The 15088-nt window shown below is 62.7% G+C and carries 15 protein-coding genes; 6 read left to right on the forward strand and 9 right to left on the reverse strand.

Annotated features, from left to right (window positions below; translation table 11 throughout):
• Nucleotides 1–3: 3 nt before the first annotated feature.
• Both AOG28_RS15210 and AOG28_RS15215 read right to left on the reverse strand, forming a co-directional pair.
• Nucleotides 4–1593, reverse strand: a complete 1590-nt coding sequence (locus tag AOG28_RS15210; protein ID WP_054557034.1) for a peptide chain release factor 3 — start codon at nucleotides 1591–1593, stop codon at nucleotides 4–6.
• 173 nt (nucleotides 1594–1766) lie between these two features.
• The gene (locus AOG28_RS15215) at nucleotides 1767–2231 is read right to left on the reverse strand and encodes a MerR family transcriptional regulator (RefSeq protein ID WP_235507051.1); all 465 of its coding nucleotides are present in this window, start codon (nucleotides 2229–2231) and stop codon (nucleotides 1767–1769) included.
• A 68-nt stretch (nucleotides 2232–2299) separates the two neighbouring features.
• Between AOG28_RS15215 and AOG28_RS15220 the strand changes: the two genes are divergently transcribed.
• The gene (locus AOG28_RS15220) at nucleotides 2300–2995 is read left to right on the forward strand and encodes a cation transporter (protein WP_082388857.1); all 696 of its coding nucleotides are present in this window, start codon (nucleotides 2300–2302) and stop codon (nucleotides 2993–2995) included.
• 11 nt (nucleotides 2996–3006) lie between these two features.
• On the opposite strand, the gene maiA is transcribed toward AOG28_RS15220, so the two are convergent.
• The 3 genes from maiA to hmgA all read right to left on the reverse strand — a co-directional run bounded on the left by maiA (nucleotide 3007) and on the right by hmgA (nucleotide 6248).
• Entirely contained in the window at nucleotides 3007–3657 is a 651-nt protein-coding gene (gene maiA / locus AOG28_RS15225; RefSeq protein ID WP_054557006.1) for a maleylacetoacetate isomerase, read from the reverse strand.
• Nucleotides 3658–3802: 145 nt separating this feature from the next.
• Nucleotides 3803–4822, reverse strand: coding sequence for a fumarylacetoacetate hydrolase family protein (locus AOG28_RS15230; protein ID WP_054557007.1), 1020 nt, complete (start codon nucleotides 4820–4822; stop codon nucleotides 3803–3805).
• A gap of 97 nt (nucleotides 4823–4919) precedes the next feature.
• Entirely contained in the window at nucleotides 4920–6248 is a 1329-nt protein-coding gene (hmgA, locus tag AOG28_RS15235; RefSeq protein ID WP_054557008.1) for a homogentisate 1,2-dioxygenase, read from the reverse strand.
• A gap of 248 nt (nucleotides 6249–6496) precedes the next feature.
• On the opposite strand from hmgA, the gene AOG28_RS15240 reads away from it, so the two are divergent.
• From AOG28_RS15240 to AOG28_RS15255, 5 genes are all read left to right on the forward strand, one after another.
• Nucleotides 6497–7015: a MarR family winged helix-turn-helix transcriptional regulator gene (locus AOG28_RS15240; RefSeq protein WP_054557009.1), complete on the forward strand. Its 519-nt coding sequence runs from the start codon at nucleotides 6497–6499 to the stop codon at nucleotides 7013–7015.
• 114 nt (nucleotides 7016–7129) lie between these two features.
• Nucleotides 7130–7297, forward strand: a complete 168-nt coding sequence (locus tag AOG28_RS17865) for a DUF2256 domain-containing protein (protein ID WP_082388858.1) — start codon at nucleotides 7130–7132, stop codon at nucleotides 7295–7297.
• On the forward strand, nucleotides 7284–8831 hold the full coding sequence (locus AOG28_RS15245) for a DASH family cryptochrome (protein WP_054557010.1): 1548 nt from the start codon (nucleotides 7284–7286) through the stop codon (nucleotides 8829–8831). Before AOG28_RS17865 ends, AOG28_RS15245 begins: the two co-directional genes overlap by 14 nt.
• A 154-nt stretch (nucleotides 8832–8985) precedes the next feature.
• Complete coding sequence (locus AOG28_RS15250; RefSeq protein ID WP_054557011.1) at nucleotides 8986–10257, forward strand: ATP-binding protein; 1272 nt, start codon at nucleotides 8986–8988, stop codon at nucleotides 10255–10257.
• A gap of 32 nt (nucleotides 10258–10289) precedes the next feature.
• Entirely contained in the window at nucleotides 10290–10826 is a 537-nt protein-coding gene (locus AOG28_RS15255) for a response regulator transcription factor (RefSeq protein ID WP_043336058.1), read from the forward strand.
• A gap of 151 nt (nucleotides 10827–10977) precedes the next feature.
• Here the strand turns inward: AOG28_RS15255 and AOG28_RS15260 are convergent, their stop codons facing one another.
• The 4 genes from AOG28_RS15260 to AOG28_RS15275 form a co-directional block, all read right to left on the reverse strand.
• Nucleotides 10978–11751: a 3-hydroxybutyrate dehydrogenase gene (locus AOG28_RS15260; protein WP_054557012.1), complete on the reverse strand. Its 774-nt coding sequence runs from the start codon at nucleotides 11749–11751 to the stop codon at nucleotides 10978–10980.
• 224 nt (nucleotides 11752–11975) lie between these two features.
• Nucleotides 11976–13394: an ATP-binding protein gene (locus AOG28_RS15265; protein ID WP_054557013.1), complete on the reverse strand. Its 1419-nt coding sequence runs from the start codon at nucleotides 13392–13394 to the stop codon at nucleotides 11976–11978.
• Nucleotides 13391–14053: a response regulator gene (locus AOG28_RS15270; protein WP_054557014.1), complete on the reverse strand. Its 663-nt coding sequence runs from the start codon at nucleotides 14051–14053 to the stop codon at nucleotides 13391–13393. Before AOG28_RS15270 ends, AOG28_RS15265 begins: the two co-directional genes overlap by 4 nt.
• 125 nt (nucleotides 14054–14178) lie before the next feature.
• Nucleotides 14179–15069, reverse strand: a complete 891-nt coding sequence (locus AOG28_RS15275; RefSeq protein ID WP_152965441.1) for a hypothetical protein — start codon at nucleotides 15067–15069, stop codon at nucleotides 14179–14181.
• Nucleotides 15070–15088 lie beyond the last annotated feature (19 nt).

Below are 15088 nucleotides of genomic sequence, written 5' to 3' on the forward strand. Positions count from 1 at the left end.
GTCTCAGTGCTCACGGGTCGCGCGGAAGGTGATGTCCGGCCAGCGTTCCTGGGTCAGCTGCAGGTTGACGCGGGTCGGCGCGATGTAGGTCAGCCAGCCACCGCCGTCGTAGGCCAGGTTGGCACTGGCCTTGCGCTTGAAGTCTTCCAGCATCTTGCTGTCATCGCAGTAGATCCAGCGTGCGGTCTGCACGTTGATCGCCTCATAGATGCACTCGACCTTGTACTCTTCCTTCAGGCGGTGAGCGACCACGTCAAACTGCAGCGTACCGACGGCACCGACGATCAGGTCGTTGTTGTCGAACGGCTGGAAGACCTGGGTCGCGCCCTCTTCGGAGAGCTGCTGCAGACCTTTCTGCAGCGCCTTCATCTTCAGCGGGTCCTTCAGGCGCACGCGCTTGAACAGTTCCGGCGCGAAGTGCGGAATGCCGGTGAAGCGCATGTCCTCGCCGATGGTGAAGGTGTCACCGATCTGGATGGTGCCGTGGTTGTGCAGGCCGATGATATCGCCCGGCCAGGCCTCTTCCACGTGGGAGCGGTCCGCCGCCATGAAGGTCAGGGCATCAGGAATCTTGACGTCCTTGTTGATGCGCACGTGGCGCATCTTCATGTTCTTCTCGTACTTGCCGGAGCAGACACGCAGGAAGGCGACACGGTCACGGTGTTTCGGGTCCATGTTGGCCTGGATCTTGAACACGAAGCCGGTGAAGCGCTCATCGTGGGCGGTGACTTCGCGGGTATCGGTATCGCGCGGCTGGGGCGGCGGGGCATATTCGACGAAGCCGTCGAGCATCTCGCGCACGCCGAAGTTGCCCATGGCAGTACCGAAGTAGACCGGCGTCAGCTCACCGCGACGATAGGCCTCGAGATCGAACTCGTGGGAGGCGCCGCGCACCAGCTCGACTTCCATGCTCAACTCTTCGATCAGGTCTTCGCCCAGCACTTCGATGGCTTCGGAGCTATCGAGGCCCTTGATGCGCACGTCATCGGGAATGCGGTTGCCCTGGCCCTGCTTGTAGAGATGGATCTCGTCATTGAGCAGGTGATAGACGCCCTTGAAGCCCTTGCCGACACCGATCGGCCAGGTCATCGGCGCACACTGGATGTTGAGCACCGTCTCGACTTCGTCCATCACCTCGATGGGGTCACGCGTCTCGCGGTCCATCTTATTGACGAAGGTCAGGATCGGCGTGGTGCGCAGGCGGCAGACTTCCATCAGCTTGATGGTGCGGTCCTCGACACCCTTGGCACCATCGATGACCATCAGCGCCGAGTCGACGGCGGTCAGCGTCCGGTAGGTATCTTCGGAGAAGTCCTCGTGCCCGGGAGTATCCAGCAGGTTGACCATGCGGTCCTTGTAGGGGAACTGCATCACGGAGGTGGTCACGGAGATGCCACGCTCCTGCTCCATCTTCATCCAGTCAGAGGTTGCGTGGCGATCGGCCCGCTTGCTCTTGACCGAGCCGGCCATCTGGATGGCATTCCCGAACAGCAGCAGCTTCTCGGTGATGGTGGTCTTACCGGCATCCGGGTGAGAGATGATGGCGAATGTACGGCGCACATCCGCCGCCTTGGCAATCTGGGAATCTGACATGAGCTGAAAGGCATCCGGCCCGACGTGAGGCACGCCGCGCGCACTGTTGGGTGAATAGCAGAACAAGACGAATGGCGCGCATTGTAGCGGCTGGCGCGGCGCGGCAACAGAGGCGAGCGCGATCAGCGGCCTTCAGTCATCCTTGCGCGCGCGAAAATGCCAGGGCCTTACTCCTAGACCTCGGTCAGTGTCTCGACGATACGGCACTGCGCCACCACCCCGCCGGCGCAGCAGTGTGTCAGGCGCTGCAACTCCTCCTCCATGACGGCGAGATCGCGCTGGCGCTTGCGCACCTCGGCCAGCTGCGCCTCGATACGCGCGTCGATCTGATTGCACGGCAAGGCAAGCTGATCCGCCAGTCCCAGCAAGGCGCGAATATCATCCAGCGAGAACCCCAGACGCCGACAACGGCGGATAAAGGTCAACCGGCGCAGTTGTGCATTGCCATATTCGCGATAGCCGTTGGCCGCACGCCGCTGCGGGGCCAACAGACCCTGCTTCTCGTAGTAGCGGATCGTCACCGCCTGGACGTCTGAGGCCTTGGCCAGCTGACCGATGCTCATCGCCCCTGTGACAGCCTCTGAGCTTTGCGGGTCTTGCGCTGCTGTTCCCGGCTCGCGCTCGGATCCTTGTGTCATGAGGCTTGACCTTATAGTGACTATAACCTCCATGCTGTCAGCAATACGACAGGAGGCCAAGACCCCTTATGAAAAGCTGTTGCGAAAGCAAGTCCGGCGAGCTGGCAGAGCTCAGAGCCTCTCAGGGCAAGGTGCTCAAGATCCTTTTGGCACTGAATGCCAGCATGTTCTTCATCGAATTCACCGCGGCCTGGTGGCTGGGCTCCACCGCGCTGCTGGGGGATTCCCTCGACATGTTCGGCGATGCCAGCGTCTACGCCCTGACCCTCTACGTCCTGCACCGCAGCGTGCGTGAACGTGCGTTGAGCGCGCTGGTGAAAGGTATCGTGATGCTGGCACTGGGCGTGATCGTCCTTGGCGAGGCGGGCTATCAGGCCCTCCATGGCGTCGCCCCAGCCGCACACGGCATGGGTGCCTTCGCCCTGCTGGCGCTGGCCGTCAATCTGGTCTGCTTCGGCCTGCTGTGGCGCTTCAAGTCGGATGATCTGAACATGCGCTCCACCTGGCTATGTTCACGCAATGACATCATCGCCAATGCCTCGGTCTTCGGCGCCGCACTACTGGTCGGCTGGACAGGCTCCCGCTGGCCGGATGTGCTGCTGGGGGCGGCGATTGCCGCCCTCTTCCTGCAGTCCGCCTGGCAGGTGATTCGCGATGCGCGATTTGAGCTGCGCGAAGCCAAGCAGGCCGAAAGCGTGCAAGCTGCGCATGAGCAAGACGAAAGCGCCCCACCGTTCCGGGTGGGGCGCTGCTTGCTGCCTTGAAGCCATGCGCGTCAGGCCGCCGGGCAATCTGGCTGACGCTCGGGGTGGGCCTGCTGGAAAGCTTCCAGTGACTGACAGGCCGCCTCGATGGCCAGAATCCTCGGGTAGTCCTTGAGTTCACACTCGAAGCGGCGCGCATTGTAGAGCTGAGGCATCAGGCAGGCATCCGCCATGCCTGGGCTATCTCCATGGCAGAAACGCCCTGCACTTTCCGCCAGCATCACTTCCAGACGCGCGAAGCCCTCGGCGACCCAGTGTCGGTACCACTCAAGGCGCTGCTGCTGGGTGACCTCAAGCCGATCGGTCAGATAATTGAGCACGCGCGGATTGTTGAGCGGATGCATCTCACAGGCCATGAACTGGCACAGCGAGCGCACCTTCGCACGCGCTTCCGGCACTGAGGGCAACAGCGCCGGGGTGGGCCAGCGCTCCTCCAGATATTCCATGATCGCGAGTGACTGGGTCAGGGCCACAGATGTTGGGGTATCTCCCACCATCAGGGTCGGCACCAGTCCCTGGGGGTTGATGGCCAGATAGTCCTCGCAGCGCTGTTCGCCCTTGAGCAGATTGACCGGCACCTGAGCGACCTCTATCCCCTTGAGCGCCAGCGCGATTCTTACCCGATAGCTGGTAGATGAACGGTAATAGCCATACAGACTCATTGAACTCATGCTGCACTCCCCTGTGACGCGGTTGGATGCCGGCCGCCCCTTCGCACTACCTCGCATCCAGTTGGCTTGAGGCTTACCGGCACACGACGCCTTCCCGAGACATGTCTCTGAGAAGCTCTGCCTCTCGACGCCGCCATCAGGCGTCCAACTGCGTCACTTGCTGATCAATAGCGCCGAAGATGCTCTGGCCATCGCGATCGAACATCTCGATGCGGATGCGATCACCAAAACGCATGAAGGGCGTGCGAATCTCATCGAACAGGATCTTCTCGACCATGCGCACTTCGGCCAGACAGCTGTAGCCCACGCCCCCTTCGCTGATCGGTTTGCCGGGGCCGCCATCCTTGCCGGGATTGGACACGGTACCTGAGCCGATGATCGCACCGGCGCCCAGGGGGCGAGTCTTCGCGGCATGCGCCACCAGCTGCGGGAAGCTGAAGATCATGTCTGGCCCGGACTCTGGCTCACCGAACTTCTCACCATTGAGATGCACGCTCAGCGGCAGATGTACGCGCCCCTGCTGCCAGGCATCCCCCAGCTCATCCGGCGTCACGGCGATGGGCGAGAAGCTTGACGACGGCTTGGCCTGGAAGAAGCCGAAGCCCTTGGCCAGCTCGCCGGGGATCAGCCCACGCAGACTGACGTCGTTGACCAGCATCAACAGGCGAATGTGGTCCTCGGCCTGCTCCGGACTGACGTGCATCGGCACATCATCGGTGATGACGGCGATCTCGCCTTCGAAATCGATGCCATGCTCCTCACTGACACATACGATATCGGCGCTGGGGGCCAGGAAGCTGTCGCTGCCACCCTGATACATCAGCGGATCGTGCCAGAAGGTCTCGGGCATCTCGGCGCCACGCGCCTGACGCACCAGCTGGACATGGTTCAGATACGCCGAGCCGTCTGCCCACTGGTAACTGCGCGGCAGCGGGGAATGCAACGCCTGACTTTCCAGCGCAAAGGCGTCCGTCAGCGTGCCATCATTGAGCGCCTCGTAGCGTTGCTCGAGCCTGGGCGCCAGCGACGTCCAGTCTTCCAGCAGCGCCTGCAGCGTCGTGGCGACATCCGCGACCTTGACGGCGCGGGTCAGGTCACGGGAGACCAGCAGCAGCGTTCCATCACGGGAACCATCCTGGTAGGTAGCGAATTTCATGGGTGCCTCCTTGAAGAGCAACGTGAGCAATAATGCAGGAATTGCCTGGGGTCGGATGACGATGAACAGTCAAAGGTCATCACTTATGCAGGGTGAATTAAGGGGTGAATTGAGGAGTGGTGTGAGGCGTGAAGTGCGACGCGAGCCCCTGCCATACCGAGCCGTAGTCGCGCTGACGAGCGCTCGACGATAGGGCCTGCGGGGTGGGCTGGAACAGATAGCGACTCTCGAACATGAAGGCGAGCGTATTGCCCTGATAGCGAGGGGCGAGCTCTGCCTGACTGGCGGCCTCGAAGGTGGCAGCGTCAGGGCCATGCGGGGTCATGGCGTTGTGCAGACTCGCGCCGCCCGGACAGAATCCTTCGCGCTTGGCGTCATATTCGCCATGGATCAGCCCCATCAACTCGCTCATCAGATTGCGATGGAAATACGGCGGTCGGAAGGTGTTCTCGGCGACCATCCAGCGCGGCGGGAAGATCACGAAGTCGAGATTGGCGACCCCGGCGGTGTCCGACGGTGATGTCAGCACGGTGAAGATCGAGGGGTCAGGATGATCGAAGCTGACCGTATTGATCGTATTGAAGGTCGCCAGATCATATTTGTAGGGCGCGTAGTTGCCGTGCCAGGCCACGACATCCAGCGGTGAATGATCCAGGCTCGCGCGCCAGAAACGCCCGCCGAATTTGGCCACCAGCGTGAAGTCACCGGCTTCGTCCTCGAAACGTGCCGATGGCGCGAGGAAGTCACGCGGATTGGCCAGTCCATTGCTGCCGATGGGCCCCAGCGAGGGTAGCTCGAGAGGCGCGCCATAGTTCTCGGCCACATAGCCTCGACAGCCCTCCGTGTGCCCCGCCAGCGGATTGATCTGGAACTTGATACCACGCGGAATCACGACGATCTCGCCGCTGGCGACTTCCAGCAGGCCCAGCTCGCTGCGCACCTCAATGGCACCCTGCTGCGGCACGATCAGCAATTCGCCATCAGCATTGTAGAAAAAGCGCTGCTGCATGCCGCGAGAGAAGGCGTAGAGATGCGTGGCACAGCCCTGCTGCGCCTGGGCATCCCCATTGACCGCCAGCGTGATCAGGCCTTCGAGAAAATCGCCAGCGCAGAACTCGATGGGGTCCCAGCGCATCGGGTTGGGATCCGGCATTCCCTCGGCCAGCGGTGCGGTGGCGACCTGCGGCATCTCCATGGGCTGATAGGCGCCCTGCACCACCGAGGGCCGAATGCGGTAAAGCCAGCTGCGCAGATTGTGGCTACGCGGCGCGGTGAAGGCCGAGCCGCTCAACTGCTCCGCGTACAGGCCATAGGGGCAACGCTGGGGAGAGTTCTGGCCCTGCGGCAAGGCGCCAGGCAACGCCTCGCTGGAGACATGATTTCGAAAACCGGCGTGATAATGACACTCAGCATTGCGCTCGCGCATGACGATTAATCTCCTTGTGGGCTCGCGGCTCCTGATGACCTGGGGCATCCACGGCACGACATGCCGCCATCGCCCTTAAATAGTTACATATGAAACCATATAGACAGATTCATACCTTGGCAATCGCTCGAGTGCTCGACTTTTGTCTTGCTCGCTGTCGAAAGTGGTAACATCGGTAACCTGATCCCACCACCATGCACTGTCGTGACAACGCTGGTCAGCCCTCTCACCGAGACAGGTAACTCTCGATGCAACGCACTGATGACACTCCCGAAGCGCGCGATGCCCTTGATGGGGAAGCCTCACAGGACACGCCCCGCTGCGAGCTGGATCTTGACCAGTTCCTGCCCTATCGCCTCAACCGACTGGCCGAGCGCACCAGTGAGGCGATGTTCGCCCGCTATGGCGAGCGCTTCGCCATCAATGTCGCCGAGTGGCGTCTGCTGGCCTGGTTGAGCCGCGGCGTGCCGATGACCGCGCGGGAAATCAGCCTGCGCACCCACATGGACAAGGTACGCGTCTCGCGCGCCGTCAAATCACTGGAGAGCCGTGAACTGATCCTGCGTCGTCCGAGCGAGCAGGACCAGCGTGCGCAGCTACTCGTTCTCACCGCCGAGGGAGAGGCCATGCTCGCCGAGCTGATTCCCGAAGCGCGGCGTTTCGAGGATGAGCTGCTCGGCGCCGTCAATGCACGCCAATACCGTGATCTGCTGCTCACCATGCAGACTCTGGAGCGACAACTGGATCAACTGCCGGGCAGCGACTGAGGCAGCCACACAAGGCGCTCATCAACTGAATGACAGGGGATTGCCTGGCCGCCATTTCGTGTGACGTACAATTATGGTATAGGTTATGTACTGTTTTTAAGGAGCCTTGCCAGCATGCATCGCAAACCGTACCTGCCCAGCAAGCCATGTCAGACCTGCCAGCGCCCCTTCACGTGGCGAAAGAAGTGGCAGGACTGTTGGGACGACGTACGCCATTGCAGTCAGCGCTGTCGTCGCAACGCACGCCAGCTGGCACGGGAGGCGCGCGATGACGTCCACTGACCCCTGGCTGGTATGGTTGAACAAGGACCTGCGCCTGGATGACAACCCGTTGTGGCAAGCCGCGCTCGAGGAGCGAGCCTCGCACCTGCTGGTCGTGCATGTGGTGGCGGAGACGACCTTTCAGCCCTTCGGCAGCGTCAGCCCCGGGGAGCCACGCCTGCAGCCGCTCAGCACGGGACGGCAACATGCCCTGCTCGGGAGCCTGGAATCGCTGCGCACACGACTTCAGGCACTAGGCAGTGACCTGCTGATCCTCCATGGCGACGCGGCACAGCTGATTGGGCAACTGGCAAGGCAATATGGCTGCCGGGGCGTCATCACGCGCCGCGCCACGGGCGTGGTGGAACAACGCCAACAACGCGCGGTGGCAAGCCAGTGTCGCCTGCGGCAATTGAACAGCGGTTTGCTGCTGGACGAAGACGAGCTGCCGGAACCACTCGTCGCACTCCCCGAGAGCTTCAGTGCCTTCCGGCGCAAGCTGGAGAAGGCCCGCCCGAGCCTCACTGACATGCCTGCCCCGCTGAACGCGCCATCCACGCTCCCCGGTTGGCCAGAGGCCGCCCCTCGTGGCTTTCAGGGCACGGCCAGGTACCTGCTCAAGGCTCGCCACTGGCAGGCCGACACCCGCGGCGAATACACCTTTGCCCCCAGTGAGCCCGCCGGCTTGCAGCGCCTGCAGGATTACCTGAACCCCGCCTTCGCCGGTCAGTACAAGACCACCCGCAATCGCCTCAACGGCGCGGATTTCTCGACCCGCTTCTCCGTGTGGCTGGCACTGGGCTGTCTGTCGCCGCGGCGGATACTGGACGCGCTGCACCGCTTTCAGGCCACGCTGCCCGAGCACTGCGCGCATCCGCAGGCTGCCTTCAAGGACAGCGACTGGATCCGCGTCGAGCTTTTATGGCGCGAATACTTCCACTGGGATGCACGGCGGCTGGGCAGGCACACCTTCACGGGCGAGCCCCAAAGCCACGACGCGGCTCAGCCGCGCAGTCATGCGCGGGAGTCGGAAGCACTTGAACGCTGGCAGGCCGGAATGACCGGGATACCGTGGGTCGATGCCGGCATGCGCGAACTGGCGGCTACCGGCTGGCTGAGCAACCGCATGCGCCAGAACGTGGCGAGCTTTCTGGTCAAGGACCTTGGCGTGGACTGGCGACAGGGAGCGGCCTGGTTCGAGCATCAGTTACTGGATCACGACGTCGCCTCCAACTGGGGCAACTGGCGCTATCTGGCGGGTATCGGACGTGATCCGCGCGGGGATCGGCACTTCAACATGATGAAGCAGGCACGCCAGCACGACCCTCTCGGCCATTACGTCAGCCGCTGGATACCGGAGCTTGCGACACTGCCCGCCGGCATGCAGCGCCATGCGCCCTGGCTCGCCTGGTCAAGCAGCACTGGCCGCAACAGATCAGCGGGAAGCTACCCGCGCCAGCCTCTCACGCATGACGAGAGTTGGGAGGTCCATCTGGCCGACATCACACCGACACGCGTGACGCCCTGGCTGAGTGGCTCCTTCGAGCGAGGCTGATAACTTTGAACCACGAAGAGAGCGCCACAAAGCGGGCACAAAGAAGAGAAAGCAAGGCAGGGGATTGCATGGCGCCTTGGCGCTAACTGACCGTCAGGGCTGCACTTTATGGGCCTTATTCACTATCATGGCCGCATTCCTCGCAGGAGTCGTCATGAATCAGCCGCTACCGCCACCACTGTCCACGCCGCACCGCAATCTCATTCGTCTGACCATCGCGCGCGGTATCACCTGGACCGGCTTTCTCATCCTGATCATCTTCGGGCTCGAGATCATCGGCTTTCAGCTCAATGTGCTGCCCGTCATCTCGATCATCATCGCGATGGGGCTAGTCAATGTCGCGACCTGGTGGCGCCTCGGGCAGTCGCATCCCGTCACCGACACCGAGAACCTGATTCACCTGCTGGTGGATATCGCCGGTCTGACGATGCTGTTCTTCCATACCGGTGGCTCCACCAATCCCTTCGTGCCCTATTATCTGGTGCCGGTGACCATGGCGGCCGCAACGCTCCCGTGGCGTTATGCCTGGGTGATTGCCGCGGTTGGCATGGGCTGTTACAGCTTCCTGATGGTGTTCTATGAGCCGGTGCCGCAGCTGGCGACCTATGAGCTGGGTGGACGCATCAGCCTGCATGTCATCGGCATGTGGCTGAACTTCGGCCTGTCGGCGTCGCTGGTGACCTACTTCATCTACAAGATGGCCCATGCCCTGCGCACCCGGGATCAGGCGCTGTCCACCACGCGTGAGGCCGCCCTGCGCAGCGAGCAGGTATTGGCGGTGGCCAGCCAGGCCGCCGGCACCGCGCATGAGCTGGGCACCCCGCTCTCCACCATGGCGGTGCTGCTGAGCGAGATGCGCGAGGATGCCAAGGACAGGAATGACCCTCAGCTGGAGGAGGATCTTGCCCTGCTGCGCAGCCAGGTCGACACCTGCAAGCAACGCCTGCAGGCGATGGTGGCCGCAGCCGACCGCCGCCGCATGGAGCAGCCCCAACCCATCAATGCTGCCCAGTGGCTGGAGGAAATCGTGCAGCGCTGGCTGGTGGTACGCCCGGACGTGCAGCATAGCGTCGAGGTGACGCCCGGCGCTGAACAGGCCTCCATGCTGGTGGACACCACGCTTGAGCAGGCGCTGATGAACCTGCTCAACAATGCTGCTGACGCCTGCCCGGATGATATCGAGATCACCCTGGAGCAACGCGATCAGGAAGTGCTGATCGACATCCGCGATCATGGCGATGGCGTGCCCATGGCGGTGGCGGACCAGCTCGGTGAGACCTTCATCTCCACCAAATCCAAGGGCATGGGCATCGGCCTGTTCCTCACGCATGCCACCATCAATCGGTTCGGTGGCGGCGTCAGTCTGTACAACCACGAAGATGGCGGCACCTTGACGGAAGTGCGCCTCCCCCTTCATCTGACATGATGGCGGCAAAGACCGCCCAAGCGAGAACCCTGATGAGCGATGCAACCCGACTGCTGATCATCGACGATGATGAATTCTTCTGCCAGGTCACGGCGCGCGCCATGACGCGCCGCGGCTATGAAGTGGAAGTGGCCCGTGATGAAGCCCAGGCACTCAGTGTGGCACGCAGCCACCGCCCGGAGCTGATCACCTTGGACCTGAAGCTGGAGCAGAGCTCCGGCCTCAAGCTGCTGCCCGAGCTGATCGCCCTGCTGCCTGACACGCGTATCGTGGTGCTGACCGGGTATTCCAGCATCGCCACCGCGGTGGAAGCCATCAAGCTCGGCGCGGTCAACTACCTGTGCAAGCCCGCCGACGCCGACGAGATTCTCAACGCCTTCAACCGCGAGGGCGGCGACCCTGCCGCCGAGATCTCCGACAACCCGCCGTCGGTCAACCGCCTGACTTGGGAGCACATTCAGAAGGTGCTCAACGAGCACGATGGCAACATCTCCTCCACCGCCCGCGCCCTGGGCATGCACCGCCGTACCCTGCAACGCAAGCTACAGAAGCGCCCGGTCAAGCGCTGAGACCGTGCCGCTGGCCTAGTCTGCGCCAAGGCGACACTTTGCTGTCGGCCAAGCAAAAGCCCTCACCATCCTCGCTCGCAAGCGCGAATCGATGGTGAGGGCTTGGTGTCTCTGCACTGTCTGGAATGAGCCGTTGCTCAAGGGTACGCCGTTACTGCGCCGTCCACCCCAGGTCCATGTTGAAGCTGGAGCCGGTCACCGAGCCTGCCTTGTCGGAGGCCAGCCACACCGCCATGTCCGCCACTTCGGAGGGATCGATCATGTGCTTGATCGCCGCGCCCTTGAGCATGATCTTCTCGATCACTTCATCTTCGGGCATGTCATTGAGCTTGGCCTGCTCGGCGATCTGCTTGTCGACCAGCGGCGTGCGCACATAGGCCGGGCAGATGGCATTGGCGGTAATGCCGCTTTCGCCCCCTTCCAGCGCAGCGGTTCTGGTCAGCCCCATCAAGCCGTGCTTGGCGCTGACGTAGGCCGCCTTGCCCGGCGACGCGACATGGGCATGGATGGACGCCATGTTGACGATACGGCCATACCCATTCTTCTCCATGTGCGGCCAGGCCGCCTGGATCAGCGTGAATGGCGCACTCAGCATCAAGGCGATGATCTGATTCCACTTGGCTTCGGGGAAGTCCTTGATGCGCTCGACATGCTGGATGCCGGCATTGTTGACCAGAATATCGAGACGCCCGAAACGGGACACGGCTTCATCCACCGCCGCGCGACACTGCTCGGCATCCGTCAGGTCGGCCTTGAAGAAGGCAGCCCCTGCCTTGTCGGCGACTTCTGCCCCCTCATCACTGAAATCGACCGCCAGCACCTGATGCCCGGCATCGCACATCGCCTGCATGATGGCGGCGCCGATACCACTGGCGGTGCCGGTCACCAGTGCAACACGGACAGGGGAAGACTGTTGTTCACTCATGCGAATCTCCTGACAGAGGGGAATGTCATGCTGCTCTGCAACATATAATGAAGATAGCGCTAATCTAGCCGTCTTTGCCACCCGACCATCGCCGAGTTGCACTCCCCGCTGGCATTATCGGGCGCCAGCCAGCATCACAGCCGCATGATGCATTCGGCGCAATCATTGGCCTCCACTGACGCAACCCGGCGGACACGCACTATTCACGACGAGAAGCGAACCTGCTACGACGGGAAGCGAACCTGCACCAGCAGCCCCGGGGCCTGCGGCGTTCCCAAGGGGCTCTCCTTCAGCGCCAGCGCTGCGCCTAGACGTTCGGCGAGCTCGCGCACGATGGAAAGGCCCAGCCCGGAACCTTGAGTCTTCTGGCCGGCCAGACGCACGAAGCGTTCAAAGACGCGCTCGCGTTCACGCAGCGGGATTCCGGGGCCCGTATCGGCCACTTCCATGCGCCATCCAGCGTCGTCGCGGCGGATATCCAGATGCACCTCTCCGCCTTCTGGCGTATAGCGCAGCGCATTGTCGAGCAGATTGCGCAGCAGCACGTAGAGGCCGTTCTCATGACTGACCAGCTGCGCGCCGGGTGCAACCTCGACATGCAGCTTGATGCCTCGCTGGCGTGCCATGGGGCCCAGGTCCCGCGCCAGCTCATGGGTCAGCTGGGCGAGATCGACCGGACGACGCGGTGCCTCTGCCCCGCTTTCCAGTCGTGACAGGGTCAACAGCTGCTCCACTACCCGCGTCATGCGATTGACGCCATCCACGATCATGCGTGCCGAGCGCCGCGAGGCCTCATCCCTGGCATCGGCCTCCAGGTTCTGGGCATGCACCTTGATGCCCGCCAGGGGAGTCCGCAATTCGTGGGCGGCATTGGCCGTGAAGCGCCGCTCCTTGTCCAGGGTGTCCGCCAGGCGCGCCAGCAGCCCATTGAGGGCATCCACCATGCCGCGTATCTCGTCCGGCGCCTCGCTGGCATCCAGCGGCTCGAGGTACCCGGGTTGACGGGCCGTGATCTGATGACTGATGCGCAAGACGGGACGAAACCCCCGCGAGACCGCCACACCGATCAGCAAGGCGATCACGAGCAGCCCGACCACCAGCGCCAACACGTTGTGCAATGCAATCTGGCCGGTCAGTTCATCGCGCACATCTTCACGCTGGGCCGCCGTGACCCAGATGCCACTCTCGGGGAAATACAGCGTGAAGGTGAACCAGTCATGGTGATTGTCGTGCTGCCTGCCATAGCCGGGCACCGGCAGGTAATCGAGCACCACGGAGCGTGAAGAGAGGCCAAGCAACGGCTGGCCCAGCGCATCCCACATCTGGAAGATCAGCTTGTCTTCATAGACATGTCCCAGCGGGGATTTCTCATGGCCATCGGCAAAGCTCAAGGAGGGCGGACGCAGGCTGAACTGGCCCGATGTCATCTGCTGCAACGTTTCCTGACGCTCGACCGGTGTCAACGAGGCGAGTCGGGACTGATAGAGTCGCCCCAGCATGCGTGCATTCTGGGCCAGCTCAGCATCGAACAGCTCATCAATCTGCTCGCGGGAATCGAAGTAACTCCAGGCAGCGGCCGTCCCCAGCACGACCACGACGCCACCGATGAGGTTGCGCCGCAGGAAACTGCGGATGGATTTCACGTGAGTTCCCCCAGCCGATAGCCCACACCGCGCACAGTCTTGACCACCCCGGTGCCGAACTTGCGGCGCAGATGGTGCACATGTACCTCGATGACATTGCTTTCGACATCGCCATCCCAGCCATAGAGCTGCTCGACGAGCTGATCCCGGCTGAAGACACGACTGGGGTGCAGCAGCAGGAACTCCAGCAGATCAAACTCGCGCCGCCCCAGGCCGACCTCACTACCGGAGAGCGTGACAGTGCGGCCAGACTGATCAATGCGCAACGGCCCCAGCTGCAGGCAACCGCTGGCCTGCCCGGCATGGCGCCTCACCAACGCACGCAGACGCGCTACCAGCTCGGCAATGTCGAACGGCTTGACCAGATAGTCATCCGCGCCGCCGTCCAGACCACGTACCCGGTCGCTGATGTCGTCACGCGCCGTCAGGATCAATACCGGCAACGTCTGGCCCTGACGGCGCAAGTGACTCAAGACCTGCAGACCGTCGAGATCCGGCAGGCCAAGGTCCAGCACCAGCACATCAAAGGGCGAATGCTTGAGCGTGGCGGCAACGTTGGCGCCCTCCTTCAACCATTCAGTGCTCATGCCTTCGCGGCGCAGGGTATGGCTGACCCCCTCGCCCAACAACGGATCATCTTCGACGAGCAGAACTCGCATCTGGACTCCTTGAAATCGTTCTGATTCTGCCATGTCATATCAGGACATGAGACAAGACGTCCGCCACCGAAAGGTGACGGACGTCGGAAGCATACTGCGGGCGGTGTCGACAGATCAGCCAGCCATCACACACCACTGCGTGCGCGACGCCCCTGGTGCCGAGCATGGCGCCACCTGGCCAGACGCGCCGTCAGCAGCATCCTCTGCTCGCGCAGCCCGAGCGCGCCACGCTCCAGCATGCGGCGCGGCCCGCCGATGACACGCCGCAGCGCCTCACCCGCCATCAGCCAGCCATACGCGAGCGGGTGCCTGGCTCGCGCCAGCCGCAGTCGGAAGATCAGCTTGCGCGCCTGACGCGCCACACTGACAGGATGATTGCCCTGATGACGCGCCAGGCGCATCAACAGAGGGTCCTCTTCACCGGTGATCAGCGCCGGGGTATGCAAACGGATACGTGAGTGTTTGGTTGTCGGCAGCGGAACGAAAAAGTCGCCGTCTGCCTGCACGATCAGCTCCAGCAGCGGGCGTCGGCCATCCGCCGAGCCATGCAGCCCAAGACACTCCAGTACCTTCGCGCGCACCTCGGCCGGCCACCCCCCAAGCTCGAGCACATGCCAGGCGCGGCCACTCTCCAGATGCCAGCGGCCATCGCCCGGCAGGCTCAGCAAGGTATCGGGGCGCTCCGAAGTCGGGATGTTGCGCAGCTGCGTGCATAGCGCGTCACCCCTCACATCTGCGTGCGTCAGTGACAGGCGGCGGTGTTGCTGGCCACTCGGGGTGGGCAACAACCTGCACAGCAAGGCAAGGTCATCCCCCTCTCGCTCGACCAGAATCAATGCAGCCCCTGCCGCCGCCAGCTGCCAACAGAGTTCTCGACAACTGGAGGCCATCGGCGCCTCGACCAGTACACGATGCCCGGCAAGGCCAGCGGGCTTGAGCTTTGCAGCGGTGTGGGTAAGACCAATGCGGGCAAGACCAGTGCGTTCAAGAACTGTGCGTGCAAGAGAAGTGAACATGAGGGCTTTCCTTGGGTCG

This window comes from Cobetia sp. UCD-24C, assembly GCF_001306765.1.
In the GTDB taxonomy this organism is placed as follows: domain Bacteria; phylum Pseudomonadota; class Gammaproteobacteria; order Pseudomonadales; family Halomonadaceae; genus Cobetia; species Cobetia amphilecti.

Bases quoted from the DNA above. Each gene is read 5' to 3' on its own strand.
- AOG28_RS15275 (WP_152965441.1), bottom strand. From the start codon at position 15,069: ATGTTCACTTCTCTTGCACGCACAGTTCTTGAACGCACTGGTCTTGCC.
- AOG28_RS15220 (WP_082388857.1), top strand. From the start codon at position 2,300: ATGAAAAGCTGTTGCGAAAGCAAGTCCGGCGAGCTGGCAGAGCTCAGA.
- AOG28_RS15270 (WP_054557014.1), bottom strand. From the start codon at position 14,053: ATGCGAGTTCTGCTCGTCGAAGATGATCCGTTGTTGGGCGAGGGGGTC.
- maiA (WP_054557006.1), bottom strand. From the start codon at position 3,657: ATGAGTCTGTATGGCTATTACCGTTCATCTACCAGCTATCGGGTAAGA.
- AOG28_RS15250 (WP_054557011.1), top strand. From the start codon at position 8,986: ATGAATCAGCCGCTACCGCCACCACTGTCCACGCCGCACCGCAATCTC.
- AOG28_RS15255 (WP_043336058.1), top strand. From the start codon at position 10,290: ATGAGCGATGCAACCCGACTGCTGATCATCGACGATGATGAATTCTTC.
- AOG28_RS17865 (WP_082388858.1), top strand. From the start codon at position 7,130: ATGCATCGCAAACCGTACCTGCCCAGCAAGCCATGTCAGACCTGCCAG.
- AOG28_RS15215 (WP_235507051.1), bottom strand. From the start codon at position 2,231: ATGACACAAGGATCCGAGCGCGAGCCGGGAACAGCAGCGCAAGACCCG.
- hmgA (WP_054557008.1), bottom strand. From the start codon at position 6,248: ATGCGCGAGCGCAATGCTGAGTGTCATTATCACGCCGGTTTTCGAAAT.
- AOG28_RS15245 (WP_054557010.1), top strand. From the start codon at position 7,284: ATGACGTCCACTGACCCCTGGCTGGTATGGTTGAACAAGGACCTGCGC.
- AOG28_RS15260 (WP_054557012.1), bottom strand. From the start codon at position 11,751: ATGAGTGAACAACAGTCTTCCCCTGTCCGTGTTGCACTGGTGACCGGC.
- AOG28_RS15230 (WP_054557007.1), bottom strand. From the start codon at position 4,822: ATGAAATTCGCTACCTACCAGGATGGTTCCCGTGATGGAACGCTGCTG.
- AOG28_RS15210 (WP_054557034.1), bottom strand. From the start codon at position 1,593: ATGTCAGATTCCCAGATTGCCAAGGCGGCGGATGTGCGCCGTACATTC.
- AOG28_RS15240 (WP_054557009.1), top strand. From the start codon at position 6,497: ATGCAACGCACTGATGACACTCCCGAAGCGCGCGATGCCCTTGATGGG.